This is a genomic window from Citricoccus muralis (genome assembly GCF_003386075.1).
Lineage (GTDB): Bacteria > Actinomycetota > Actinomycetes > Actinomycetales > Micrococcaceae > Citricoccus > Citricoccus muralis.
This window is the reverse complement of sequence record NZ_QREH01000001.1, coordinates 1,329,320-1,355,172: the sequence shown is the minus strand read 5'-3', so window position 1 is coordinate 1,355,172 and position 25,853 is coordinate 1,329,320. Positions and strand designations below refer to the sequence as shown.

General features: G+C 68.8%; 23 protein-coding genes and 1 tRNA gene. 16 read left to right on the top strand and 8 right to left on the bottom strand.

The window, feature by feature from the left end:
• The first annotated feature begins 27 nt into the window (after positions 1 to 27).
• The gene (locus C8E99_RS05985) at positions 28 to 1,056 is read left to right on the top strand and encodes an NADP-dependent oxidoreductase (RefSeq protein WP_115931523.1); all 1,029 of its coding nucleotides are present in this window, start codon (positions 28 to 30) and stop codon (positions 1,054 to 1,056) included.
• 119 nt (positions 1,057 to 1,175) lie between these two features.
• A tRNA-Pro gene (locus C8E99_RS05980) sits at positions 1,176 to 1,252 on the top strand.
• Positions 1,253 to 1,395: 143 nt separating this feature from the next.
• Here the strand turns inward: C8E99_RS05980 and C8E99_RS05975 are convergent.
• On the bottom strand, positions 1,396 to 1,986 hold the full coding sequence (locus C8E99_RS05975) for a helix-turn-helix domain-containing protein (RefSeq protein WP_115931522.1): 591 nt from the start codon (positions 1,984 to 1,986) through the stop codon (positions 1,396 to 1,398).
• A 121-nt stretch (positions 1,987 to 2,107) separates the two neighbouring features.
• On the opposite strand from C8E99_RS05975, the gene C8E99_RS05970 reads away from it, so the two are divergent.
• Both C8E99_RS05970 and C8E99_RS05965 read left to right on the top strand, forming a co-directional pair.
• Entirely contained in the window at positions 2,108 to 2,815 is a 708-nt protein-coding gene (locus tag C8E99_RS05970) for a class I SAM-dependent methyltransferase (protein WP_115931521.1), read from the top strand.
• A 93-nt stretch (positions 2,816 to 2,908) separates the two neighbouring features.
• Positions 2,909 to 4,267 (top strand): MFS transporter, encoded by a 1,359-nt coding sequence (locus C8E99_RS05965; protein ID WP_115931520.1) that lies wholly within the window; start codon positions 2,909 to 2,911, stop codon positions 4,265 to 4,267.
• Here C8E99_RS05965 and C8E99_RS05960 read toward each other — a convergent pair.
• Together C8E99_RS05960 and C8E99_RS05955 are read right to left on the bottom strand one after the other, a co-directional pair.
• Complete coding sequence (locus tag C8E99_RS05960; protein ID WP_115931519.1) at positions 4,252 to 4,797, bottom strand: DUF488 domain-containing protein; 546 nt, start codon at positions 4,795 to 4,797, stop codon at positions 4,252 to 4,254. The two genes, C8E99_RS05965 and C8E99_RS05960, sit on opposite strands and share 16 nt — an antisense overlap.
• A 4-nt stretch (positions 4,798 to 4,801) precedes the next feature.
• Entirely contained in the window at positions 4,802 to 5,026 is a 225-nt protein-coding gene (locus tag C8E99_RS05955; RefSeq protein ID WP_115931518.1) for a hypervirulence associated TUDOR domain-containing protein, read from the bottom strand.
• A gap of 204 nt (positions 5,027 to 5,230) precedes the next feature.
• Here C8E99_RS05955 and C8E99_RS05950 point away from each other — a divergent pair, with 204 nt between their 5' ends.
• Entirely contained in the window at positions 5,231 to 6,715 is a 1,485-nt protein-coding gene (locus C8E99_RS05950) for a peptide MFS transporter (RefSeq protein WP_425452918.1), read from the top strand.
• 32 nt (positions 6,716 to 6,747) lie between these two features.
• Here C8E99_RS05950 and C8E99_RS05945 read toward each other — a convergent pair whose 3' ends face one another.
• Positions 6,748 to 7,482, bottom strand: a complete 735-nt coding sequence (locus C8E99_RS05945) for a GAP family protein (protein ID WP_115931516.1) — start codon at positions 7,480 to 7,482, stop codon at positions 6,748 to 6,750.
• Between the two features lie 111 nt (positions 7,483 to 7,593).
• Here C8E99_RS05945 and C8E99_RS05940 point away from each other — a divergent pair, with 111 nt between their 5' ends.
• Both C8E99_RS05940 and C8E99_RS05935 read left to right on the top strand, forming a co-directional pair.
• Positions 7,594 to 8,802: a sensor histidine kinase gene (locus C8E99_RS05940; RefSeq protein ID WP_170144534.1), complete on the top strand. Its 1,209-nt coding sequence runs from the start codon at positions 7,594 to 7,596 to the stop codon at positions 8,800 to 8,802.
• Positions 8,799 to 9,467, top strand: coding sequence for a response regulator (locus C8E99_RS05935; protein ID WP_115931514.1), 669 nt, complete (start codon positions 8,799 to 8,801; stop codon positions 9,465 to 9,467). The genes C8E99_RS05940 and C8E99_RS05935 overlap by 4 nt, the downstream gene beginning before the upstream one ends.
• 39 nt (positions 9,468 to 9,506) lie before the next feature.
• On the opposite strand, the gene C8E99_RS05930 is transcribed toward C8E99_RS05935, so the two are convergent.
• Complete coding sequence (locus C8E99_RS05930) at positions 9,507 to 10,643, bottom strand: baeRF11 domain-containing protein (protein ID WP_245952110.1); 1,137 nt, start codon at positions 10,641 to 10,643, stop codon at positions 9,507 to 9,509.
• Positions 10,644 to 10,760: 117 nt separating this feature from the next.
• On the opposite strand from C8E99_RS05930, the gene C8E99_RS05925 reads away from it, so the two are divergent.
• Positions 10,761 to 11,270 carry a mycothiol transferase gene (locus C8E99_RS05925; RefSeq protein WP_115931512.1) on the top strand — a complete coding sequence of 170 codons (510 nt, stop codon included), beginning with the start codon at positions 10,761 to 10,763 and terminating at the stop codon, positions 11,268 to 11,270.
• Positions 11,271 to 11,316: 46 nt separating this feature from the next.
• Here C8E99_RS05925 and C8E99_RS05920 read toward each other — a convergent pair whose 3' ends face one another.
• The gene (locus C8E99_RS05920; protein ID WP_115931511.1) at positions 11,317 to 13,293 is read right to left on the bottom strand and encodes an FAD-dependent monooxygenase; all 1,977 of its coding nucleotides are present in this window, start codon (positions 13,291 to 13,293) and stop codon (positions 11,317 to 11,319) included.
• Between the two features lie 138 nt (positions 13,294 to 13,431).
• Here C8E99_RS05920 and C8E99_RS05915 point away from each other — a divergent pair, with 138 nt between their 5' ends.
• The 6 genes from C8E99_RS05915 (at position 13,432) to C8E99_RS05890 (ending at position 17,618) form a co-directional block, all read left to right on the top strand.
• Entirely contained in the window at positions 13,432 to 14,340 is a 909-nt protein-coding gene (locus C8E99_RS05915; RefSeq protein WP_115931510.1) for a MarR family winged helix-turn-helix transcriptional regulator, read from the top strand.
• Between the two features lie 62 nt (positions 14,341 to 14,402).
• The gene (gcvH, locus tag C8E99_RS05910; RefSeq protein WP_115931509.1) at positions 14,403 to 14,789 is read left to right on the top strand and encodes a glycine cleavage system protein GcvH; all 387 of its coding nucleotides are present in this window, start codon (positions 14,403 to 14,405) and stop codon (positions 14,787 to 14,789) included.
• Positions 14,790 to 14,856: 67 nt separating this feature from the next.
• On the top strand, positions 14,857 to 15,318 hold the full coding sequence (locus C8E99_RS05905; protein WP_115931508.1) for an FHA domain-containing protein: 462 nt from the start codon (positions 14,857 to 14,859) through the stop codon (positions 15,316 to 15,318).
• Between the two features lie 142 nt (positions 15,319 to 15,460).
• Positions 15,461 to 16,147, top strand: a complete 687-nt coding sequence (ftsR, locus tag C8E99_RS05900; protein WP_115933261.1) for a transcriptional regulator FtsR — start codon at positions 15,461 to 15,463, stop codon at positions 16,145 to 16,147.
• A 10-nt stretch (positions 16,148 to 16,157) separates the two neighbouring features.
• Positions 16,158 to 16,730: a bifunctional nuclease family protein gene (locus C8E99_RS05895; protein WP_115931507.1), complete on the top strand. Its 573-nt coding sequence runs from the start codon at positions 16,158 to 16,160 to the stop codon at positions 16,728 to 16,730.
• A 285-nt stretch (positions 16,731 to 17,015) separates the two neighbouring features.
• Positions 17,016 to 17,618 carry a MerR family transcriptional regulator gene (locus C8E99_RS05890; protein WP_115931506.1) on the top strand — a complete coding sequence of 201 codons (603 nt, stop codon included), beginning with the start codon at positions 17,016 to 17,018 and terminating at the stop codon, positions 17,616 to 17,618.
• Positions 17,619 to 17,755: 137 nt separating this feature from the next.
• On the opposite strand, the gene C8E99_RS05885 is transcribed toward C8E99_RS05890, so the two are convergent.
• On the bottom strand, positions 17,756 to 18,601 hold the full coding sequence (locus C8E99_RS05885; protein ID WP_115931505.1) for a ParA family protein: 846 nt from the start codon (positions 18,599 to 18,601) through the stop codon (positions 17,756 to 17,758).
• 261 nt (positions 18,602 to 18,862) lie between these two features.
• Here C8E99_RS05885 and C8E99_RS05880 point away from each other — a divergent pair, with 261 nt between their 5' ends.
• Together C8E99_RS05880 and C8E99_RS05875 are read left to right on the top strand one after the other, a co-directional pair.
• Positions 18,863 to 22,306, top strand: a complete 3,444-nt coding sequence (locus C8E99_RS05880) for a pyruvate carboxylase (RefSeq protein ID WP_115933260.1) — start codon at positions 18,863 to 18,865, stop codon at positions 22,304 to 22,306.
• Between the two features lie 61 nt (positions 22,307 to 22,367).
• Complete coding sequence (locus tag C8E99_RS05875) at positions 22,368 to 23,798, top strand: mycothione reductase (protein ID WP_115931504.1); 1,431 nt, start codon at positions 22,368 to 22,370, stop codon at positions 23,796 to 23,798.
• A gap of 3 nt (positions 23,799 to 23,801) precedes the next feature.
• On the opposite strand, the gene C8E99_RS05870 is transcribed toward C8E99_RS05875, so the two are convergent.
• Positions 23,802 to 25,619: an AMP-dependent synthetase/ligase gene (locus tag C8E99_RS05870; RefSeq protein ID WP_115931503.1), complete on the bottom strand. Its 1,818-nt coding sequence runs from the start codon at positions 25,617 to 25,619 to the stop codon at positions 23,802 to 23,804.
• Positions 25,620 to 25,853: the final 234 nt, after the last annotated feature.

Here is a 25,853-nt window from a genome sequence, read left to right as displayed (position 1 = left end):
GGAGACGACCGACCTGAAGGAGTGTGCATGTCCCCGTTCACCAGTTCCAAGATCCGCTTGACCTCCCGCCCCGAGGGGAAGCCGACGCCTGAGGACTTCTCGATCGACCAGGTCGCCCACGGCGAGCTGGAGCCCGGCCAGGTGCGGGTGTCCAACGAGTTCATCTCGGTTGATCCCTACATGCGTGGGCGGATGAATGCGGGCCGCAGCTACGTGAAGCCCTACGGCCTGGGGGAGACCATCACCGGTGGTGCCGTCGGCAGGGTGGTGCAGTCCGCGGCGGACGACCTGCCCGAGGGTACCGCGGTGCTGCACCAGCACGGCTGGACCGACGCGGTTCAGGATGACGCCTCCACGTTCCAAGCCGTGCCGGAGCTCGACGGCCTGCCCCTCTCGTTGTACCTGGGCCTGCTGGGCATGCCCGGACTGACCGCCTACGTGGGGCTGACGAGGGTCGCCGAGCTGCGCCCGGGGGACAGCCTGTTCGTCTCCGGCGCCGCGGGCGCGGTGGGCACCGCCGTCGGCCAGATTGCCCGGCAACTGGGTGCCGCCCGCCTGATCGGGTCCGCCGGGTCCGCTGAGAAGGTCAGTCTGCTGAAGGACAAGTACGGCTTTGACGTGGCGCTGAACTACCGGGACGCGCCGATCCGCGAGCAACTGGTGCGGGCGTTGGAGCACGAGGGTGTGGACGTGTTCTACGACAATGTGGGCGGCGACCATCTGGAGGCCGCCCTGGAGGTCATGAACGACTTCGGCCGGCTGGCACTGTGCGGGGCGATCTCCAGCTACAACGCCACTGAACGCCCGGCCGGACCGGACAACATGGGCAACATGGTCACCCGGCGCCTGCGGATGCAGGGATTCATCGTGGCCGAGGTGGCCTCCGAGCATCCGGAGGTCACCGAGGAGTTCCGGGAACGTATGACGGGGTGGTTGTCGGCCGGAGACGTCACCGCTGAGGAGACCGTCGTGGAAGGCCTCGAGCACACCGTGGACGCATTCGTGGACATGATGCGCGGGGGCAACACCGGCAAGATGGTGGTGAGGGTCGGCTGATCCGTGCTGCGGTCACGACCGACGGCATCGCCGCGGCCGTCACCGTCCCGCTGGTCCGGGACCATGCTGACGGTGGTGTACAGTTGACTGGTGGATTGATCCGGTGAGGATCAGTTCCACGGGCTATGGCGCAGCTTGGTAGCGCGCTTCACTGGGGGTGAAGAGGTCGTGGGTTCAAATCCCGCTAGCCCGACCATGTGATCTTTCAGGAGATCGGCGAAAGCCCGGACCCCAGATGGGGTCCGGGCTTTTCGCTTGCCTGGGTTTGCTGGGTTTGCGTGAGTTTGCCTGGAGGTGGTGAGGGTGGCCACTGGGTCACGGCGGGCCGGGTAGGCGCCGTCAGTCTCCAGCCGGGACGACCGCCCGGATGTGGGCGCGTTCGCCCTGGCGGCCGACGAGGCTGAGGTACTCGACGGGTCCGGAGCTGGTGGCCCCGAACCAGTGCGGGGTGCGGGTGTCGAATTCGGCAGCCTCCCCGGCCTTCAGGCGGAGGTCTTGGTCCCCGAGGACCAGGCGCAGGGTCCCATTGAGGATGTACACCCAGTCATGACCTTCATGGGTTCGTGGATCGGGGACGAGATCGTCGCTGCCGGTGGGGCGGACGAACTTGTACGCCTGGATTCCGCCGGGCCTGCGGCTGAGCGGGATGATCACCGACCCGTCGGGGCAGGACATCGGCCGAAGGTCAAGCCGGGGGTCCGCGGTGCGCGGGGCGTCCACGAGGGAGTCGATGGTGACGCCGTAGTAGCGGGCCAGGGGCAGCAGCTGTTCCAGGGTCGGCCGACGCAGTCCGGCCTCCAGCCGAGAGAGGGTGCTGGCCGAGATCCGGGTCTCGGCCGCCAACTGGGTGAGCGTGACGTCGCGGCGCAGTCGCAGTTGCTTCAGGCGTGGCCCGACGGCGTCCAGGGTCTGTTCAGGAGTTTCGTTCATCCCACCAGTTTGCCATCCGGCACAACAGTTTGCATTTCGGGATGGTGGCGGCGAGTCTGGAGAGAACACGACAACGACAACGACGACGGCACGAACACGCCACGGCACGAAGGGTAGCGGCATGCACACAGAGGACGATCCGCGAGAACAGCACCGTTTCGACCAGGAGTACTGGGAGCGGCATTGGACGCCCGACGCCGAGGCGGGGGAGGATGCCCGTCAGCCGATGCCGGTGAGTCCCTATCTCGAGGCTGAGATCGGATACCTGGCACCGGCCACCGCGTTGGACGCGGGCTGCGGGACGGGGACCGAGGCGCTCTGGCTCGCCCACCGAGGCTGGCAGGTGACCGGCGCCGACATCTCCGCGACGGCCTTGACCGCCGCGGCCGCCCGGGCCGAGGCCGAGGGTATGGCCAGTCGCGTGTCCTGGATGGAGGCGGACCTGACCCAGTGGGAACCGGGCCGGACGTGGGACCTGGTGGTGACCCACTACGCACACCCCGATTCCGGGCAGCTGGCCTTCTACGAGCGCATCGCCTCCTGGGTGGCGCCCGGCGGCACCCTGCTGATCGTGGGGCACCTGCACGCGCCACACTCCGGACGCCACGATCACGACGAGCACAATCAGCACGACCGTCACGACGGTCACGACGGTCACGGCGGATCCGGGCACCCGGAGGGGTCCACGGCCACCCTGGCCGGCATCACCACGCTGTTCTCGGTGCCGGGTTGGACCGTGGAGCGCGGTTACGAGAGCACCCGCACCGTGGAGGCGGGGGAACGCTCCGTCACCCTGCAGGACGTGGTCGTCCGCGTCACCCGGACCTGATCCACAGTCGCGGGTGCCGGCGCCCGCCAAAGCCCCACGCCCGCCGTCGCCCGCGCCTACCGCTGCGGTCCGGGCCGGGCCTACGCTCTACGGGTGGATCAGCTCACGCGCCCCGCCCGAGAACGCTGGCGCACCTTTGCCCTGATCCTCGCGAACACGGCAGTGGCCAACCTGACCACCAGCTACCTGTGGTTCGGACTGACGTTCTGGATCTACCTTGAGACCCGCAATGTCATCGCCACCGGCGTGACCGGCGGGGTCTACATGCTGCTGCTCGCCGGATCCTCCATCAGCTTCGGCACGTTGGTGGACCGCTACCGCAAACTCGACCTGATGCGCCTGGCGGCCCTGTTCACCCTGGCGATGTTCCTCGCTGCCGGCGCGGTGTTCCTGCTGGCTCCGGCCGACGAGATCGCCCGGCTGGACGGGCCCTGGTTCTGGGGCTTCGCCCTGCTGGTGCTCATCGGGGCCGTGGTGGAGAACCTGCGCAATGTCGCCCTGTCCACCACGGTCACCATCCTGATCGAGGATGACCGACGGGCGAACGCCAACGGCCTGGTCGGCATGGTGCAGGGAATCGCCTTCATGGTCACCTCCGTGCTCTCCGGATTGTCCATCGGGATGCTCGGGATGGGGCCGACCGTGGTCATCGCGCTGGTGCTGACGGCTGCGGCATACCTGCACCTGCTGACGGTGCGCCTTCCGGAGGAGGCCGTCCCCGTGGCCTCCGATGCCCAGGGCGGGTTCGACCTGGCCGGGTCCTGGCGTGCGGTGATGGCCGTGTCCGGCCTCTTCGCCCTGATCCTGTTCAGCACCTTCAACAACTTCATCGGCGGCGTCTACATGGCCCTGATGGACCCCTACGGCCTCGAACTGTTCAGCGTGGAGGCGTGGGGTCTCTTTTTCGCCCTGGCCTCCACCGGATTCATCATCGGTGGTGCCGTGATCGGAAGGTTCGGCCTCGGTCGCAATCCGCTGCGCACCATGCTGGTGGTGGTCATGGCCATGGGCCTGATCGGGGCGACCTTCACCCTGCGCGAATGGGGGTGGTTGTACGTCGCGGGCATCTGGCTGTACATGTGCCTGATCCCGGCGGTGGAGGCAGCCGAGCAGACCGTCATCCAACGTGTGGTCCCGCTCGAGCGGCAGGGCCGGGTGTTCGGTTTCGCCCTGGCATTCGAGGCGTCCGCCGCCCCGGTCACGGCACTGGTGGTGGCCCCGCTCGCCGAGGTGTGGATCATCCCCTATGCCCGCAGCGAGACCGGTGCCGCGGTCCTGGCGCCACTGCTCGGGGAGGGCACAGCCCGCGGTATCGCGCTGGTCTTCCTCCTGGCCGGGCTCATCATGGTGGTGGCCGCCATCTTGGCGTTTCTCACGCCGGTCTACCGGCGCGTCTCGGTCGAATACGCGCTGGCGGCGTCCGGTGAGGGCGCCGATCACCGGGCCGGATAAGTGACGGTCTCCTCTCCTGGGCCGACGACGGCGCCAGCCGTCATCTCGGCCCGCGTCACCTTCTCCGGTGCCATCAGGTGCAGGACTTGTTCCCCGCGGGCGAGCAGGTGGTCCGCAATCAAGCGGCGGTGACACCGCCACCACACGGCTTCGGAACACATCACGGTGACCGTCTGCGCCGTACCCCACGCGCGGAGCGTGTCCAGGCCGTCACGGAAGCCGTCGGTCAGCGCGTGGTCGGCGTAATTGTGGAAGCTGCGGTTCTGCCAGAAGGCGTTCACCTCGAAGGGGGTCTCGTGGGACACCGTCCGTCTCCCTGCGAGGGCCTCCAGCTTCCGGTAGCCGATGCCCGCTGCGGGCAGCGAGTCTGCCAGGGCATCGTCGTTGAACTGCGGATTCCGCCGGGACCCCGTCAGCTTGCGCACGTCCACCACGAGGTCGATCCCGGCCGACTCCAAGATGTCCAGGAACTCATCCAGGGGACGATTGGAGTGACCGACGGTGTAGAAGGGCCTGGCTGCCGTGCCCAACGGCTCAACCGTCGTTCTTTGTCAGCTGTGTCAGCGCCCCGCCCTTGTGGGCGGCCACATGGTCGGTCTTGTCGCTACGGATCTCGTACTGGGGATCGTCCTTCGAGGCCCGGCGGGTGTGCCCCTTGTACTGGAAGTCCGCAGTATGCACCTTGGTGATCGTCCCGGAGACCTGTCCGGCCTCGGAGTTCCAGCTCACGTGGTCGCCCACGGAGAAGTTCTGCGTCATCACGGTCCTTTCGCAATGTCAGCATGACAGGCGGCCCGGTCGAAAAGCCCCGCCTTGCGCACCTGCAGGATGACCCCACCGTACGCCCGGAACGGCCCGGACGCGCCCGGATTTGCAAAGACGGGCAAACAGGAGCACGGTATACGGGTGAAAAAACCCTCTTCCCATGAGCCCCACGAGCTGGGCCAAACCGGCGACCCCGGCCTGACGCACGTCACCGAGACCCGGACCGCCGAGCCGAACGCGGTGGACCGCAACCCCTCGGGACGGACCTTCCTGGGTCAGCCAGGCCCCCTGGCCAACCTGTTCAGCGTCGAGATGTGGGAGAGGTTCTCCTTCTACGGCATGCAGGGCATCCTGCTGATCTACATGTACTTCCAGACTACCGAGGGTGGTCTGGGGATCGACGAGGGCGTCGCCACAGGCATCGTGGGCGCCTACGGCGGCATGGTCTACGTCTTCTGCATCCTCGGCGGCTGGGTGGCGGACCGGTTGATCGGCTCCGAGCGCGCCATGTTCTACAGCGCGCTGCTCATCATGGCCGGCCACATCGTGCTCGCCCTCGTGCCGGGCATCCCCGGACTCGTGCTCGGACTGCTCCTGGTGGCGGTGGGCTCCGGCGGACTCAAGGCCAACGTCGCCAACCTCGTGGGACACCTCTACACCCGCGAGGACCCGCGCCGGGACGCCGGCTTCTCGATCTTCTACATGGGCGTCAACATCGGCGGGCTCTTCGGCCCGCTGGTGACCGGCTGGGTCCAGCAGAGCTGGGGCTTCCACCTCGGCTTCGGGCTCGCCGCGCTCGGCATGGGCATTGGCCTCCTCCAGTACTCGGTCCGCCGGAAGGACCTCCCCGAGGACGTGCACGCCGTACCGGATCCGCTGCCGCGCAACCAGTACCCCAAGTGGATCGTCATCGCCGCGGTCGCCCTGGTGGTCGTGGGCGTGCTGCTCGGGACCGGTGTGGTCCACGCCGGCAACCTGGCCGACGTCGTGGTGATCCTCGCGGCCGCGGCCGCGGTCGCCATCTTCGCCTACCTTCTGGCCTCCTCAAAGGTGACCGGGGTGGAGCGGTCCCGCGTGATCGCGTTCATCCCGCTGTTCATTGGCTCGGCCGCCTTCTTCGCGCTGTTCCAGCAGCAGTTCACCGTGATCACCCTGTACTCCGACACCCGGCTCGACCGCGATATCTTCGGCTGGGAGATGCCCATCCCGTGGGTGCAGTCCATCAACCCGGTCTTCATCATCCTCTTCGCCCCCGTGTTCGCGTGGCTCTGGACCCGGCTGGGCAAGCGGCAGCCGAACACCCCGGTGAAGTTCGCCCTCGGCATCGCCCTGATGGGCTCGGCGTTCCTGCTGTTCCTGCCGATGGTGAGCACCGCGGCCGTCCCGGTGCTGTGGATCGCGCTGATCCTCTTCGCCGCGACCATGGGCGAACTGCTGGTCTCCCCAGTGGGGCTGTCCCTGTCCACCAAGCTCGCACCGGTGAACTTCCCGGTGATGATGGTGGCCCTGTACAACCTGTCCGTCGCGCTGGGCACCGCTCTGGCTGGTTCGCTGGCCGGGTTCTACAGTGCTGAGAACGAGGGCACCTACTTCGGTGTCCTCGGTGCGGTGACCATCGGCATCGGCGTTCTCATGCTGTTGGTCTCCAAGCCGATCCACAAGGCCATGAAGGGCGTCGACTGACACGCTGCCACCCCTGGAGGGCCGGAGAAACCCTACAGCGCTGACAGCACGGCAGGTGCGGTGTTCAGCACCAGCACCACGCCGACGGCGCCCACCACCCAGGCGGCCGTGCTTGCCCCATGGCGGGCGAACCAGGCGTCCAGCCGCGCCAGTGGGCGTTCGACCAGCCGCCCGGCGCCGCACCGCGCCGCGAGCAGCACCAACGCGGGCAGGACCATCACCAGGCAGTAGCCGGCCAGCCACAGCGGCGACGCCGGCCAGCCCGGCCCCTGGGCTGCGATCAGCCCGATGGCGGCCAGGTACGGCAGCATGGAGACGACCTCTACCAGTCCAGCCCCGAGGGCGAGGCCCATCAGGGAGCCCAACCCGCCCGGTTCCTGCCCGCTGGCCCGCCGGCGCCACGCCGCGAGACGCCCGTTGCCGGACCGGGCCCGCTCCTTGGCGGCGGGGGAGTCCAGGCGGAAACTCCAGAGGAACAGCCCCACCCCCAGGATCATCCCGAACGCCATGGCGAGCCTGGATTCCATCAGTTGTCCCAGGTTCTCCACGATCCACCCCGCACCCAGGAGCACGGCGAGTCCGACGACGAAGTAGAACAGGGTGATCGTCCCCAGGTAGAGCAGCATCCGTCCGACCCTGACCTTGCCCGGAGCCATCAGGAGCCACACGGGGATGGCCAGGGTGCCGAAGCTGGTGCTGTCCACCAGGGCGAGAACGGCAAGGATGGCGAACAGCGGTCCGCCGGCGAGTGCGTCGAGGAAGTCCATGCTGTCCAGCCTTCCCGCGCCGGCCCGGGCTGTCGTCCGCCAAAGGACTGATCGGGGAGGTACCCCTTTCGGATGACTCGTCCCCACTCGGCGATGTCTAGCATGGAGACCGTGAACCGATCCCGACTGGCCGCCCTCTCGCCTCTGGTGTACCTCGCCGTCGGGCTGGCCCTGTTGGCATCCGGTTCCACCTGGGGCATGGCGCCGCCGCTCGTCGTGGCCTGGACTGGATCCGAGGGGTGGCACATGCTGCCCCTGGTGGTGGCCTGCGTGGCGATTGTCCTCCAACGCCGGCACGTGATGGCCGGCTTCGCCCTGGCCTCCGCGGCCGCCGTCGCGGATGCGGCACTGGGGCTGCACGTGGGGGTCTTCCTCGCGTGGGCGGACACCGCGTACACCCTGGCCAGGCGCGCTGAACCACACCAGCGCCGGTGGTCCATCGGGCTGACCGGGATGGCAGTCGTCGCCCTCTGGGCCGTGGTGGCGGCCCTCCCGCACAGCGAGGACTATGCCCTGCCCGTGGCCTTGACCCTGACCACGGGCGTCGCCATCCCGTTCTGGTGGGGTGCCGAGGTGCGCAATGGCGACGACCGGGCGGCCCGCGCCAGTGCCGCCACCCTCTGGGAACGCGAACGGGCCGAGGCCGCACGGCGCGAGGCGGAACGGGACCGGGCCGAGGCGGTCCTCCGCGAACGCACGGCCATGGCCCGTGAACTCCACGACACCGTGTCCGCGCACCTGTCCGGCATCGCCCTGCACTCGGCGGCAGCCCTGTCCGGTGCACCGGATGCCGAGCTGGACCGCCGCGCCCTGCAGCACACCCGGAGTGCATCGCTGGCGGCCCTGGACGAGATGCGCACCATGATCGGATTGCTGCACCAACCCGGCGAACCATTGGACCTGCAGGTGCGGGACGGGCTGGACGCCCTTCCCGGCTTGCTCGAACGCACCGAGGCCGCCGGGGTGGAGGTGTCCGCCGAGCTGCAGTCGGTCGAGGTCGGACCCGACGTGGGCCAAGCGCTGCTGCGGTTCGCCCAAGAAGGCCTCGCCAATGCCGCCAAACATGGGACCGGCGCCGTCCGGTTGCGCCTGTCCGGCCTCCCCACAATGGTCCGCCTGGACATCGAGAACCCGACGCCGGCTCTTCCCGTCGAGCCATCGGCCACCGGTGATGCCGGTCCCGGCATCGGCCTGTCTTCCATGCGTGAGCGGCTGGGGGCCGTGGGCGGAACGGTGCAGATCACGCGGGCCGACGGCCGATGGCGGATCCGCGCCGAGGTGCCCGTGGATTCGGCGGAATCCTCGGAGCCCGCGGCATGAGCATCAGGGTGGTGCTGGCCGATGACCACGGTACTGTGCGCTCCGGCCTGAAGGCCCTCCTCGAACGGGCCGAGGGGATCGAGGTGGTGGGGGAGGCCTCCGATGGTGCGGCGGCAGTCGTCAATGTCCGGGCCCTGCGCCCGGACGTGGTGCTGATGGATGTCCGGATGCCGGTGGTGGACGGCGTGGCCGCCACCCGGGAGATCGTCTCCGAGGGCACCGCCGCCGTACTGGTCCTGACGACCTTCGACGAGGACGAGGTCGTCCTGTCGGCGATCCGTGCTGGCGCGGCAGGATTCCTCTTGAAGACGGCCGAGGCCGCGGAACTGGTGGCCGCCGTGCGCCGGGTGGCCGCCGGGGAGGGGGTGGTGGCCCCGGAGGTGACCCGGCGCGTGTTCCGGGAACTCGCCACGGCCAGCGCCCGGAACAGGCCGGCCGAGGATGGCCAGACTACTGCGCAGCTGGAACGCCTCACGGTGCGGGAACGCGATGTCCTCACCCAGCTGGGGGCGGGCGCCTCGAACAGTCAGCTGGCGCGCGAGCTGGGCATCTCCGAGGCCACGGCGAAGACCCACGTCTCCCGGGTACTGGCCAAGCTCGGTGTCCAGTCGCGCACTCAGGCAGCACTCGTGGCCCGCGACGCCGGCTTGATGGACAGTACCTGAGCCTCGCCACGCGCTGGGGGACCGTCGGGTCCCGTGTCCTCAGGAGGCCGAACGGAACGTGGCGGCGATCCGGGCGCCGTCGGGAAGATCCGCCCCGCGGACCGCCCTGACCGTGCCGCCGGTGCGCAGGACGCGGGCCGCGACCTCGTCCGCCAGTCCATAGGTGTGAGCGCTCGGCTCGTCGGCGGGGGTGACGTTGCCGTACTCATCGATCGTGCCCTCGCGTTCCGCCGTGAGGTCGAACAGGAGGACGTCCACCCGGCCGGCCGTGGCGGCCTTGGCGATCTCGCGGAGCTTCGCACTGGCCCGGCCATGGGCGCGGAGGGTGCCGAACTGTTCCCTCCAGTCGGCGAGTTGGGCGGCATAGTTGCGGTCCAGGACCTCGCGTCCCCGGCGGGCGAGGTCGTCCAGACTCAGGGAGGCCGGATTGGCCGTGATGCCCTCGTCGACCAGGCGCCGGTAGGTGTTGATCTCCCGGTAGGCCGGTTCGAGATCGGAGCTGGCCGCCAGCACCAGCGGGTGGTTCGAGCCGTTGATCTGGCGCAGAACCGCCTCCTGCACGGTGGAGCAGTAGTCGCGGCGCTGGATCTTGGGCCGCAGGGCGCCGTCCGCGCGCTGGCGGTCCATCCGGCCCTCGTTGTCCGCCGTCTGCAACTCCAGGCCGAGGTCCTCGGGCAGCCCGGTCAGTTCCACTTCATGGCAGGAGGCGTCCGACTCCAGCACCAGCAGGCGGACCGAGCCCTTCGTCAAAGCGAGCACGAACCCACTGTGAGCGAAGGTGGTCGCCCGGATCAACGGCCCCGCGTCGAAACGGTCGCCGACACCCGAATGGGTGCGGAGGTTGTTCATGAGCCGGAACGCCCGCAACCCTTGCGGTGAGACGAAGACGGCAAGGGAGCGGGCCTGGGTGGACCAGAAGTCCCGGTCGTCCACGAGCTGGTCCACGGCGTCAGTGATCCGGTCCAGGTCCTCGGCGGGGACCTGGGCGGCAGCCAGCTGGGCGACGCCCTCACCCACGGCCGTGCGCAGGGACAACTGCGCTGCTTCTGGATTCCGGCCGATCGGCGATCGACGCTCGCTCGAACCGGACGGGGCAACATACACGGTCACGCTCGCGGGATGGCGGTGTTGCGTGAGTTCGGCGAAGTCTTCAGCGGAGGGTATGTCGATACTCATGGGGACACGGTACCCACGAGGCCACGAAAGTACACCAGCTGGGCCGTCCCCCGATGCGGTGATGCCCGCTGACTGGGACGGTGGAGAGGGCGCGGGCGAAGGGTGCACACTGGGGCCATGAACTCGATCGCCGTGTTACAGGAACTTGCCCGCCGCCCCCTCGATGAGCTGGACCTGGTCTGGGACCGCATCGGCCCCTCCAACGTGAACGCCCACCCGGGCGGCCACCCCAACTCCATTGCCTGGCTGCTGTGGCACTCTGGCCGTGAGATCGACGCCCAGCTCGCCGACTTGGGCGGGCAGGAACAGCTGTGGACCGCCCAGGGATGGGCCGATCGATTCGGCCCGAACGTGCCGGCCCAAGAACACGGATACGGCCAGTCGGAGGACACGGCGCGGGCCGTCGTCGTGCAGGACAAGCACGTGCTGAGGGAGTACCTGGAGGCCGTGACCGAACAGTCCCTGGACTACCTCGGGACCCTGTCCGAGACGGACCTCGCCGAAGTGATCGACCGGCACTGGGACCCACCGGTCACTCGTGCGGTGCGCCTGGTCAGCGTCTATGCCGACGCCCTGCAGCACGTGGGCCAGGCGGCCTACGTGGCCGGGATGGACCCGGTGGACTGAGAACCCCTGTCCACCGGGAGGTCCACCCGGGCTCGCCCCGTCAGGCTCAGCCCCGCTCGAGGCCCTGATCGATCATGAACGCGGCAAAGAAGTCCGCCAGCTCGGTATGGGCTCCTAGCGGGAGGACCTGTGCCACGTACTGGTCCGGGCGGACGACCACGAGGGCGCCCCGCTCACGGTCGATGCCCCGCAGGTCGTAGATGTCCTGGGTGGCCTGGAGGCCGGGCACCGTGCCGAGCAGGTGACCATTGGTCTTCTCCGCGGAGAAGACCTTCTCGTAGTCGCGCAGGCCGAACTTGCCCTTGGCCGGGAGGAGGATGGGCGGCAGGGCGTTCAGGTCCACGGAATGGTGCTCCTGCTGGAGGATCGCCCGGACATCGAACACGGCATCGTCCGGGGCCCCGGACGGGGTGAACCGGCGGACCGGGGACTGCTCGGAGGTTTCCAGGAACTCCAGCAGGGCGCTGAGGGCCGAGGCCTGGGACCCGACGGCCGCGGTGTCTCCGAAGGCGTACAGGCGCCAGCGGCCGTCCGCCTCGTGCACGTGGCCCAGCTGCTCCGGTTTCGCATCCGCCACGCGGACGACCGGAGCCGAGTGGAACCGGGTCCCGACCTCGAACCCGGCGGCCAGACCCTGATACTCCGTTCCCCCCGTCAGGAGGGAGCGCTCATACACCGTGGACAGCCCCGCGGTGAACTTCCCGCCGGCCACGAAGTGGGCCTCGACATCGTTCGCGGCTACGCCACCGGACTCCGGGTCGTTCGGGTCGGAGACCTTGGAACCGATCATCTTGGACCAGCGCTTGTCGAAGTCGATGAGTTCCCGGGCGATCTTCTGACGCTCACCGGAGTAGGTGGCCAGCAACGACTTCGGTGAACGGCCCTGCAGCACGGCGGCCAGCTTCCAGCCCAGGTTGTACGTGTCCTGCATGGACACGTTCATGCCCTGGCCCGCTTTGGCGGAGTGCGTGTGACAGGCGTCCCCGGCGATGAACACCCGTGGGTCCAGGGCTCCGACGCGTTCTGCCGGCACATCATCGAACCCGTCCGTCACCCGCTGACCGACCTCGTACACGCTCCACCAGGCCACGTCCTTGGCGTCCAGCGTGTATGGGTGCAGTGCCCTCTGGGCGGCAGCGAGGATGTCCTCGAAGGTGGTGCGCTCGCGGACGCTGCGGTCACCCTCGGGAAGGTCGCCGAGGTCCACGTAGTAGCGCACCAGGTTTCCGCCCTCGCGCGGGATCTGGAGCAGGGAGCCGGACGCGGACTGCATGACGGCCTTCTTGCGGACGTCCGGGAAGTCGGTGACCGGGAGGATGTCCATGACGCCCCAGGCGTGGTTCTGGGCGTCGCCGTGCAGGGACCGTCCGATCGAGGTGCGGATGACCGAACGGGCACCGTCGCATCCCACCACGTAGCGGGCCCGAACGGTGCGGGTGGTTCCGGTGCCCTTGCCGTCCTGGTCGGTCACCTCCAGGGTGACGGTCACCCGCGCCTCGGGATCCTCCGGGATGTCCACACCGAGGGCCTTGAATCCGTAATCGACCTCCAGCCGGGAAGCGGACTTCGACGCCTTGGCCAGGAGCATCTCCTGCATACGGGCCTGGTTGACGATCACGTGCGGGTACTCGCTGAGCCCATCCGCGACGTCCTGGATCTGGCCGGTGCGGGTGATGCCCCCGCGATCCTGGGAGGACGGGGACCAGAAGGTGGTCTCGTTGACCCAGTAGGCCTCGTCCAACAGCGCGGTGGCCAGGCCGAAGGCGTCGAACATCTCCACGGTGCGGCAGGAGACACCATCGGCCTGCCCCACGGGCAGCGGGCCCTGGCGGCGCTCCACCACACGGGTGGTGATCTCCGGGAACTCGGCCAGCTGCGCTGCCAGAACGGTGCCGGCCGGGCCGGTGCCGACGATCAGGACATCGACCTCCTCCGGCAGGGGGCCCTGCCCTTCATCGCGGCCGGGGGCTGCCGGCTCGATCGTGGGATCTCCGTAGCGGTAGCCGTCCAGGTGGTATTGCATGGGACTCCTTCTCCAACATCAGCCAGATCATCCGTGTACTGCACGATTCTGTCCGAGCATAGCGCACGTTGGTGATGTGAACCACAGTAGAATAGGTGAAACGCTTCATCCGTGTACTGAACATCAAGGGAGATCCGCATGGATTCGAGGACCCTCGTGGGGCATCAGCTGCGCCGGTGTCACCAGGTGCACAACGCGCTCTGGGTGGACGCCGTGGGCGGACTGCTGACATCGCCGCAGTACTCGGTGCTGTTCACCGTGGCCGCAGCCGAGGGGCCCCTGGACCAGCTCTCCGTGGGCCGGGCCGCGGGGCTGGACCGGACCACGGTGGCCGGGGTGATCCGCCGACTGGAGGAGCAGGGGTGGTTGCGGAGGGAGCGTGATCCCGCCGATGCGCGGCGACATGTCGTCACCCTGCCCGTGCCCGCTGCGGTGGCCCTGGAGGGATTGGCGCCAGCGGTTCGCGCGGTGCAGGAGCGGCTGATGGCACCCCTGGCTGCAGTCGATCGCCTCTGGCTCGGGCGCCGGCTGGTGGACCTCTCCGGTCATCACGACGCGGCGGGAACAGCCGGCGATGCCAGCCCCCACGAGGGGCGCCAGATGGAGGAGGACCTGCGCCCCGGCCATCTGATCCGGCTCGCCCAGCAGCGGCACACGGTGTTGTGGGCCGACGAGCTGGGTGGCATCATCACCGGCCCGCAGTTCGCCGTCCTGCTGGTCCTGGCCACGTCCGGACCCACAGGTCAGGGAGCTGTGGCCGGACTGGCCGCGCTCGACCGGTCCAGTGCCTCTGACGTACTGCGGCGACTCGAGACCCGGGGCTGGACGGAGCGCCGCCCCGACCCGGACGACCGTCGCTCCCGCCTGGTTTTTTTGACCGTGGTGGGCCGGGCGCTCGTCGACGAGCTCTGGCCCGCCGTGGAACGGGTTCAGGAGCGGATCCTGGAACCGGTGTCCGCGCCGGAGCGGGGCCGGGTCGTCGAGGTGCTGGCCGCCGTCGGGAGTCCGCGTCCTGCGGCATTGGCACCCCGCCACGGAGGCCAGTAGTGTCGTCTGTGTACCGCGAGGCCTGCACGGGCCGGACCTCACACCTGTGATCTGGAGGAACCATGAGCAATATCCCCGAGGGGCTTCGCTACAGCGCCGAACACGAATGGGTCTCCGGACCGGACGCCGACGGTGTCGTCCGCATCGGCATCACCGATTTCGCCCAGGACGCGCTCGGTGACGTCGTCTACGTCGACCTTCCCGAAGTGGGCGCGGAGATCACCGCTGACTCCACGGTCGGCGAGGTGGAATCCACCAAGTCCGTCAGCGACCTCTTCGCGCCGGTCTCCGGTTCCGTCACCGCCCGCAATGAGGCTCTGGACGCTGATCCGGCCAAGGTGAACTCCGATCCATACGGAGACGGCTGGCTCTTGGAGATGACCGTCTCGGATCCCGCACAGGTGGAAGGCCTGCTCGATGCGGAGGGTTACCGCCAGCAGGTAGGCTAGTCAGGTCACGAAGCCACCACGACCATCGGGTTCGCCGCGATCGGTCGGACACATCCTCGGAGGAGCCATGTCACAGGACGGGACCCAGCAACCGGACGGCCGGAACACGGGTACCGAGCCGGAGGCGATGACCACCAGCATCGGCTTGCCCGATCTGGGCTCGTCGCCGGACCGCTCGCTCGAGGCAGAGGACCGCGCGGCCATCAACGCCCTGCCCGTCGGCTCGGCACTCCTGGTGGCCCACGCCGGGCCCAACCAGGGTGCGCGGTTCCTCCTGGATCAGGACTCGACTTTGGCCGGCCGTCACCCCAACGCCGACATCTTCCTCGATGACGTCACCGTGTCGCGGAAGCACGCCGAGTTCCGCCGCTCCGGCGAGGGCTTCGTGATCGTTGACTCCGGCTCCTTGAACGGGACCTATGTGAACCACGACCGGGTCGATTCCGTGGCCCTGCGGTCCGGCATGGAAGTGCAGATCGGCAAGTTCCGGCTCACGTTCTACGCCGGCACCCAGCGCCCCGCCGTCTGAGTCAACCGGCCCGAGAGGACCGGCCCGCCCTGACGACGACCGCCACTTCGACCAAAGACCGAGGACATCCGTGAGCGCAGCAGCTTCCCGCCGCCCCCTTTCCGCCGCATCCGCCGCCGCGACCGGGGGCAACCGCGCCGTCATGAACATCGGTGAGGTCCTGGCGGAGCTGAAGGGTGACTTCCCGCAGGTCAGCGCCTCGAAGATCCGCTTCCTCGAGGAGAAGGGGCTCATCACGCCCCGCCGCACCTCCGCGGGGTACCGCAAGTACACCGACGCCGACGTGGACCGGTTGCGCTTCATCCTCGCCCTGCAGCGGGACCAGTACCTCCCCCTGAAGGTCATCAAGGACTACCTCGATGCCGTGGACCGCGGTGAGCATCCCGAATCCCTGCCCGGCGGGCTCACCTTGACCCCGCGCTCGGTGTCCGACCAGCTGGCGCAGGAGCTGGCTGGCCACACCCGCCCGCTCACGCGGGCCGAGTTGCAGGGGATCTCCGGGGCCACCACGCAGCTGCTGGCCTCCCTGGAGCAGTTCGGAATGGTGTCGCCGGATGAGAACGGGCGCTATTCCGAGCACGCCCTCAAGGCGACGCGGTCCGCCGTCGTACTGGCCGCCCATGGGCTGGAGCCGCGCCATCTTCGCCCCTTCCGGGCTGCAGCCGACCGCGAACTCGGCCTCATCGAACGGGCCACGGCCTCTCTGGCCACCCGCAAGGACGCCGCCGCCAACGCCCGGATGGCCGACGCAGCGCGGGAGCTCAGCGAGGCCTGCCTGGGGCTGCACAGTGCCCTCGTGGCGGCAGCCGTGGCCGACCTGGACACGTGAGGGTGCACGCATGAACCTGCCGGATGTCGAGATGACGGTGCTGGGTGTGCGGGTTGAGCTGCCCGGGAACCAGCCCCTGGTCCTTCTCCAGGATCCCGGCACGGGCACCCTTGTCCCGATCTGGATCGGGGCACCGGAGGCCAGCGCCATCGCCCTGTGGCAACAGGGGCTCACCCCGCCCCGTCCCATGACGCACGACCTGTTGATCGAGGTCCTCTCGGCCTCGGGCACCGCACTGGAGTCGGTGCGCATCGGATCGGTCGAGGATGCCGTCTTCCATGCCGAGCTGATCCTGGACAACGGCGCGCGAGTGGACGCCCGCGCGTCGGACGCCATTGCTTGCGCGCTGCGCGCGGAGGCGCCGGTGCTCTGCGCGGCCGAGGTGCTGGAGGCAGCCGGGATGGACCCGGAGCAGGCCGAAGACGTAGACGAGGACTCCGAGGACTCCGACGACGGGGTGGATGAGGCCGTCACCGGGGTCACCGGCGCCGCGGAACGGGATGCGGAACTCAACCGGTTCCGGGAGTTCCTGGACAACGTGGACCCAGAGGACTTCGCCGACGGCGGCTCCAGCCAGTCCTGATCGCCGCGCCTGCCCCGGATTCGTGAGGTCGCCAGGGGTGGCCGGAGGCCCGGCAAGCCGTGCCTGATCACCGGCGGCGTGGCGACACGCACGGGGAAGAAAGCACGAGGTCTTTGACCGTGGACCCGTCCGGGCATAGCGTCATGTTCAGAGGTTCCACATTGCCTATCGGTCTCATCGCACCGGTTGGTGGTTTGGTGCCGGGCCGATGCCCGGAACCGATCGCCGATCCGGACCGCCGGGCACTTCCTTCCCCAGTGTGGATCCATGACCAGGAGGGTTCCAGTGAGTCCGAAGGGCGAGGCCGGGCAGTCCCCGGATCCGCATCACGAGTCACCCCCGCGCACCCCTGCGCAGGGCATGCTGTTCACCGAAGACCTACCCGTCCTTGACGAGGGCGCCGGCTACCGCGGCCCGACCGCGTGCAAGGCCGCCGGCATCACCTACCGTCAGCTCGACTACTGGGCACGCACCGGCCTGGTGGTCCCCACCGTCCGAGGTGCCAGTGGATCTGGCACCCAGCGGCTCTATTCCTTCCGGGACATCCTCGTACTGAAGGTCGTCAAGCGTCTGCTGGACACCGGGGTCTCACTGCAGCAGATCCGCTCGGCCGTGGAGCACCTGCGTGAGCGCGGTGTAGACGACCTGGCCCAGATCACCCTCATGAGCGACGGCGCCTCGGTCTACGAATGCATGTCCGCAGATGAGGTCATCGACCTGGTCCAGGGCGGCCAGGGCGTGTTCGGCATTGCCGTGGGCCGCGTGTGGCGTGAGGTCGAGGGCTCGCTGGCCGAGCTGCCGTCCGAGCAGTTGCACGCCGGCACCCCCGAGGAATTCCCCGGTGACGAGTTGTCCCAGCGGCGCACGCGCCGCAAGTCCGCCTCCTGAGCCCCACGACGACGGCCCCGCACCTCTGACGAGAAAGGTGCGGGGCCGTTCGTCGTGCTCGGTCCTGGTGGTCCTTCCTTCCCTGCCGGTCCGGAGAGGGCTCCGTGAGACCGTCGGGGGTGGACCGGCGATTGTTCTCAGTGCCGGCGCTGGCTGCGGCGTCCCTGCGGCCGGTGCAGCGCGGAGAGCAGCTCCTCGAAGAGCTCGGCCGACTGAGCAGCCGTTTCCCCGGGCCAGGCATGCACCGGCCAGGCGGCGCCCTGGATCTGCTGCCAATTGCCCTGTTCGGGGATGGCGACCGGGAGCAGGCGGTCTCCATACATGCGCTCCATCTCACCCAGTCGGAACTGGTGCTCCGTGCTGGCCGGGCGCACCCGGTTGGCGACCACCCCGGTGGAATGGACTCCCTGGGCGTACTCCTTCCGGAACAGATCCAGGGCCCGCAGGGTCCGCTCCGTGCCCGCCACGGAGAACAGGCTGGGCTCCGCCACCAGCAGGACGTCCGTGGAAGCCGCCCAGGCCATGCGAGTGACGCCGTTCAGGGCGGGCGGGCAGTCGACCAGCACCAAGGCGTATTTGGTCACGGACTCCAGTAGGGTGCTCAGTCGCCGCAGTTCGCGCAGCCGGGTGGTGGGTCGCTCAAAGAGGGACGTGCGGGAAGAGCCGCGCACCACGTCGAGGACCTTTGTGCCTCCCGGGACTCCGGTCTCGGTGGCACCCGGAGTGAGGTCAGGCCAGCCGGAGGCGATGACGTGGTCGGCCATGCTCACCCGCCGGGGCCGTTCGAGCAGGGTGCCGATGTCCTCTCGACCCTCGATGTCCTGGCCCTGCTTGACGCCGAGTCCGGTGGTGGCGTCGGCATGGGGGTCCATGTCCACCACCAGGGTGGGTATGCCCTGGACCCGCGCCGCGGAGGCCAGTCCGAGGGTGACCGAGGTCTTGCCGACCCCGCCCTTGAGGCTGGAAATGGAGATGATCTGCACGGCGTGGGAATCCTGACTGTGGTGGGGCACGGTAGGCGAAGGGGGACCTTGACCGATGAATGGCCGAAGAACCAGCCTCTAGTCTAGTGCCGGTCGCCGTGTGACGGGGGTCATTGGGCCAGGCCTCCGGCGTGTGCAAAACTGGCGCGTGATGTGAACCACAACGAGGTGGTTCACCCGAGCGCGACCAGCGCGACAACGTCGGCCGGCGGATCCGCCGGCCACCGAGGAGGTCCCATGTCCCCGAGGACGACCGATGGCATGTTCACCAAAGTGCTGGTGGCCAACCGCGGCGAGATTGCCGTTCGCGCCTTCCGCGCCTGCTACGAGCTGGGTGCCCGCACCGTGGCGGTGTTCCCCTATGAAGACCGGAACTCCATCCACCGGCAGAAGGCGGACGAGGCCTACCGCATCGGGGAGGAGGGCCACCCGATCCGCGCCTACCTGGATGTGGACGAGATCATCCGGGTGGCCAAGGAAGCGGGCTGTGACGCCATCTACCCCGGATATGGTTTCCTGTCCGAGAACGCTGGGCTGGCGCGCGCCTGCGAGGAGGCGGGCATCGCCTTCGTCGGTCCGCCGGCCGACGTCCTTGAGTTGACGGGCAACAAGGTTGAGGCCCTGCGTGCGGCCAAGGCCGCCGGGATCCCGACGCTGAAGTCCTCGGAGCCGAGTTCGGACGTGGACTGGCTCGTCTCCCAGGCCGAGGACATCGGATTTCCGATCTTCGTCAAGGCCGTTGCCGGCGGTGGCGGCCGTGGCATGCGCCGGGTCGAGACCTCGGCCGACCTGCCGGACGCCCTGAATGCGGCCATGCGCGAGGCCGAGACCGCTTTCGGCGATCCCACCATGTTCCTGGAGCAGGCAGTCCTGCGGCCCCGGCATATCGAGGTCCAGGTGCTGGCCGACGCGACGGGGGAGACGGTCCACCTCTTCGAACGCGACTGCTCCATGCAGCGGCGCCACCAGAAGGTCATCGAGATCGCTCCAGCTCCCAACCTGGACGACTCCATCCGTGAGGCGCTGTACGCCGACGCGGTGAAGTTCGCCCGCGCCATGGACTACGTCAACGCCGGCACGGTCGAGTTCCTCGTGGACACCGCCGGTGAGCGGGCCGGGCAGCACGTGTTCATCGAGATGAATCCCCGCATCCAGGTGGAGCACACGGTCACCGAGGAGATCACGGACGTGGACCTCGTGGCCTCCCAGCTGCGGATCGCGGCAGGGCACAGCCTGGACGAACTCGGCATCCATCAGGAGGACCTGCAGATCCGTGGGGCGGCGATGCAGTGCCGCATCACCACGGAGGATCCGTCGAACGGCTTCCGGCCGGACACTGGCACCATCACCGCCTACCGTTCGGCCGGCGGCTCCGGCGTCCGGCTGGACGGCGGCACCATCTACACCGGCGCCGAGATCAGTCCGCACTTCGACTCGATGCTCGTCAAGCTCAGTTGCCGAGGCCGCGACTACCCGACGGCGGTGCGCCGCACCCGGCGCGCCCTGGCCGAGTTCCGTGTGCGCGGCGTCGCCACCAACATCCCCTTCCTGATGAACGTGCTGGACGACCCGAGCTTCGTGGCCGGGGACGTGGCCACCGACTTCATCGACGCCCACCCGGAGCTGGCCCAGGTGAACCGCAGCCAGAACCGCGGTTCCAAGGCCCTGCAGTACCTGGCCGACGTCACCGTGAACCAGCCGCACGGTCCGCGGGTGGACGGGATCGATCCTCGGGACAAGCTGCCGCACTTCCCCGGAGACAAGTCCGAGGAGCCGGACCGCAGCCCCTTCGACGGCCCGTCGTCCATTCAGCCACCGGCCGGATGGCGCCAGGTGCTGTTGGAGCGGGGGCCGGAGGGCTTCGCTGCCGAGCTGCGCTCCCGCACGGAGCTGGCCGTCACGGACACCACCTTCCGCGACGCCCACCAGTCGCTGCTGGCCACCAGGGTCCGTACGCGGGACCTGCTGGCCGCCGCGCCCGCGATCGCCCACACCCTGCCGGGACTGTTCTCCGTCGAGGCCTGGGGCGGGGCCACCTATGATGTGGCGCTGCGCTTCCTGGCCGAGGATCCGTGGGCCCGGCTGCGGTTGCTGCGGGAGGAACTGCCGAACATCCCGTTGCAGATGCTGCTGCGCGGCCGCAACACGGTGGGCTACACCCCGTACCCGGTCGAGGTGACCAACGCCTTCGTGCAGGAGGCCGCGGACACCGGCGTGGACATCTTCCGCATCTTCGATGCCCTGAACGACGTCGGCCAGATCGCCCCGGCCATCGAGGCGGTCCGAGCCACCGGGACCGCCGTGGCGGAGGCGGCCCTGTGCTACACGGGCAACCTGCTGGATCCGGCCGAGAAGCTGTACACCCTCGACTACTACCTGGGGCTCGCCCGGCAGATGGTGGACGCCGGCGCGCACGTCCTGGCCATCAAGGACATGGCCGGACTGCTGCGCCCCCAGGCCGCCAAGGAACTGGTCGGTGCCCTGCGCGGCGAGTTCGACCTGCCGGTGCACCTGCACACGCACGACACGGCCGGTGGCCAGCTGGCGACCCTGCTGGCTGCAGCCGAGGCAGGAGTCGACGCCGTGGACACCGCCGTGGCCTCCATGGCCGGTACCACCAGCCAGGTCCCGATGTCAGCCCTCGTCGCTGCCCTGGAGCACGGGGAGCGGGATACCGGCCTGGGGTTGGACCAGGCCGCGGGACTCGAGCCGTACTGGGAGACGATCCGCGAGATCTACCGCCCCTTCGAATCCGGGCTCTCGGCACCCACCGGCCGCGTGTACCGCCACGAGATCCCCGGCGGCCAGCTCTCCAACCTGCGCCAGCAGGCCATCGCCCTGGGACTGGGGGACCGGTTCGAGCAGATCGAGAAGATGTACGAGGCGGCCAACGCGATGCTGGGGAATATCGTCAAGGTCACGCCCAGCTCCAAGGTGGTCGGCGACCTCGCCCTGCAGCTGGTCGGCATGGATGTTGACCCCGCCGCCTTCGCCGAGAACCCGCAGGACTTCGATGTGCCGGACTCCGTGATCGGTTTCCTGTCCGGTGAGTTGGGCGACCCGCCCGGAGGCTGGCCGGAACCGTTCCGCAGCCGGGCCCTGCAGAACCGGGGCCAGCGCCGTCCGGAGGCCGAGCTCACGGCCGAGGACCGCGCGTCGTTGGCCGAGCCCGGCGCCCCACGTCAGGCGACGCTCAACCGGCTCCTGTTCCCGGGCCCCACGCAGGAGTTCGAGGCCAATCGGGACGAGTTCGGAGACACCTCGGTGCTCCACACCCGCGATTGGCTCTACGGGATGGTGACGGGGCAGGAACACGTCATCTCCCTGGGCAAGGGCGTCCGCCTGCTGGCCACGCTCCAGGCGATCGGCGAGCCCGATGCCAAGGGTTTGCGGCCCGTCATGGTGACCCTGAACGGGCAGGCGCGCCAGATCACGGTCCGGGACCGCTCCGTGGAATCGACGGCCCGTGCCGCCGAGAAGGCGGACCCCGCGGCCACCGGTCATGTCGCCGCACCGTTCGCCGGGGTGGTGACGGTCAACGTCGCCGAGGGGGACGCGGTGGAGGCCGGCGCCACCGTGGCCACCATCGAGGCCATGAAGATGGAGGCGGCCATCACGGCCCAGGCCGGTGGGACCGTGTCCCGCGTGGTGCTGAGCGGCACCACCCCGGTGGAGGGCGGCGACCTGCTCCTCGTCGTGGACTGACACCGGGGTCGTCGAGCGAGATCAGGCCGGGGTCGGTGCCCGTGGACCGTAGGCTGGGTCCATGGGCACCAACACCACCGAATCGTTTGACCTGATCATCATCGGCTCCGGCTCCGGCAACTCGCTGGTCACTCCCTACTGGGACGACCGGCGGGTGGCGATCGTCGATGCCGGGATCTTCGGTGGCACCTGCCTCAACGTCGGCTGCATCCCCACGAAGATGTTCGCCTACCCTGCCTCCCTGGCGGCCGTCCCGGCTGAATCCGGACGGCTGGGCGTGGACCTGGAGCTCCGCTCGACGGACTGGGCCGGGATCCGGGACCGAATCTTCTCCCGGGTCGACGCGATCTCCGCGGGAGGCTTCCGGTATCGCGATCAGGAACTGGACCACACCACCGTCATCACCGAGGAGAGCCGGTTCACCGGCATCCACCAGCTGACGACGGCGAGCGGGCGGGTCCTGGAATCGGAGACCATCGTGGTGGCCGCGGGATCACGCCCGGTGCGGCCGGACGTCCCGGGCATCGACCTGCCGCAGGTGCACACCTCGGATTCGATCATGCGGCTGCCGAAGCTGCCCGAGACACTGGTGGTGCTCGGCGGAGGTTTCATTGCCGCCGAGTTCGCCGCCGTCTACTCCGGTCTTGGTTCCTCGGTGGTCCAGGTCAACCGCTCCTCGCAGTTGCTGCGCACCCATGACGAGACGGTCTCGGAGCGGTTCACCGAGCTGGCCTCCCGGCAATGGCGGCTCGAGACCGGGTGGACCCTGTCCCGGATCGAGGAGGCGGAGTCCGGGTGGGTCTCCGTTCATCTCGAAGGACCAGAGCGTGCCACTATGGTGATCGACGCCGAGGCGGTCCTCGTGGCCCAGGGGCGGACCCCGAACACCGACCGGCTGGACCCGGCCGCCGCCGGCCTGGACGTGCACGGCGACGGCCGGCTGGTGGTGGACGAGTACCAGCGGCTGCTCTCCGGCGGAGCACCGGTTCCGGGGCTGTGGGCACTGGGGGACATCTCCAGTGAGCACCAGCTCAAGCACGTGGCCAACCACGATCAGCGGATCGTCGCCCACAACCTGGAACATCCGGACGACCTGAGGGCCAACACGCTGGGCCCGATCCCTTCCGCCGTGTTCACCAGGCCGCAGATCGGGTCGGCCGGACTGACCGAGGCCCAGGCGGTGGCCGAGTACGGCCGTGAGCGGATCAGCGTCAAGGTGCAGGAGTACGGTGATGTGGCCTATGGCTGGGCCATGGAGGACGCCACCGGCCTGTGCAAGCTCATCGCCGACCGCCAGAGCGGGCAGCTGATCGGGGCGCACCTCATCGGCCATGAGGCTCCGAACCTCATCCAGCTGCTCGTGCAGGCCATGAGTTTCGGCGTGGACGCCCATACCCTGGCGCGCGGCCAGTACTGGATCCATCCGGCCCTGAGCGAGGTCGTGGAGAACGCCCTGCTGGGCCTGGAGGTCCCGGACAGCGGACTGGTGTAGGCCCTACGCGGGTTTGGGTGCCGCGTAGATCTCCTCGACCAGGCTGTCGAAGTCCTTCAGCACCACGTTGCGCTTGATCTTCAGCGACGGGGTCAGCTGGCCGGACTCGATGGAGAAGTCCGCCGGAACGATCCGGAAGGCCCGGATGGACTCCGCCTGGGACACCGACTGATTGGACTTGTCCACCACGGACTGGACATGCTCCACCACGACGGGGTGGGAAGCCAGTTCCTCCACCGGAGTGTCCGCGGCGATGCCGTGCTGCTGGAGCCAGCCCGGCAGGATCTCGGCGTCCAGGGACACGAGTGCGGCAACGAAAGGACGATTGTCCCCGACGACCACGCACTGGGAGACGAGGGCGTCCGCGCGGACCTGGTCCTCCAGGACGGCAGGCACCACGTTCTTGCCGGAGGCGGTGACGATGATCTCCTTCTTGCGGCCGGTGATCGTCAGGTAGCCGTCCTCATCCAGGGAGCCGATGTCTCCGGTGTGGAACCAGCCGTCCACGATCTCTTTCTCCGTGACGTCCGGTCGGTTGTGATAGGCGCGCATCAGGCAGACGCCCTGGGCGAGGATCTCGCCGTCGTCGGCGATGCGGACACCGTTGCCCGGCAGGGGTTTGCCGACCGTGCCGATCCTCACCGCACTGGGGACGTTGACGGTCACGGGCGCGGTGGTCTCGGTGAGGCCGTAGCCCTCCATGATGTTGACGCCGATTCCGCGGAAGAAGTGACCCAGGCGGGAGCCGAGGGGGCCGCCACCGGATACGGCGTGCGCGACCTGCCCGCCCATGGCGTCCCGGATCTTGCCGTAGAGCAGCTTGCCGAAGAGCGCGTGCTTCGCACGGAGCATGAGGGGGACCTTGCCGTCGGACAGGGCCTTCGAGTAGTCGATGGCGGTCTGTGCCCCGGCGGCGAAGATCTTCCCCTTGCCACCCGTCTCGGCCTTCAGCTGGGCCGAGTTGTAGACCTTCTCGAAGACGCGGGGGACGGCCAGCAGGAAGGTCGGCTTGAAGGACTGCAGGTCCGGGACCAGTTGTTTGATGTCCGAGGTGTGCCCCACCTTGGCGCCGGCGGCCAGCGCCAGCACGGAGATGAACCGGGCGAAGACGTGCGCCAGCGGGATGAACATGACGGTGGTGGACCGGGCGTTGACGATCCCGGCCAGATCGGTCCCGAGGGCCTGCAGGCTGAGCTCGGCGAAGTTGCCGTGGGTGAGTTCACAGCCCTTGGGCTTCCCGGTGGTGCCCGAGGTGTAGATGATGGTGGCCAGATCGGGCAGGTTGGCGGCGGTGCGGCGTGACTCCATGATGTCCTCGTCCGGTCCCCGGGCTGCCAGGGAGCGCAACTCGTCCAGTCCGTCAGCCTCGATCAGCCAGCTGGCCACCAGGGGGTCGAGCTGTTCCTGACGGATGGCCGTCTCCACCACGGTGCGGTGGCGGGCCGTCTCGCAGACGACGGCACGCACGTTGGCATCAGAGACGATCCAGGCCACCTGGCTGGGGGAGGAGGTCTCGTAGATGGGGACCGTCACCGCCCCGGCGTACCAGATGGCAAAGTCCACGAGGGTCCACTCGTAGCGCGTGGGGGACATGATCCCGATGCGGTCCCCGGCCTCGAGGCCGGCAGCGGCCAGGCCACGGGCTAAGGTCCGGACATCCTCATGGAAGGCGGAGGAACTGACATCGGTCCACTGGCCGGGTGAGGCCTGACGGGCGAACAGCGGCCGTTGGGGATCAGCCAGGACCTGCTGTTCGAGGAGATCGGTGATGTTCGTCTCCTGGGGGACTTGGACCGTGGGAGGGGTAATGTATTCCTTCAACGTGCGCTCCTGGTGCTTGGCGGTGCCGCTGTGTGGCGATGTGGCGCTCTTCGGTGCCGACCGGCCCGAGCGGGGATGCCCGGGGCTTTCGACCTTACAGGACTAGCCCGGAACCGGTGTGGGCTGTACCACAATCGTGATCATACTACCCACCGGTAACCGGCGGTGCGACGCCGTACCGTGTCGGTGGACCGGGAGCCCCAAGAGCATCGGGGATACTGAGCGGGGACCGAA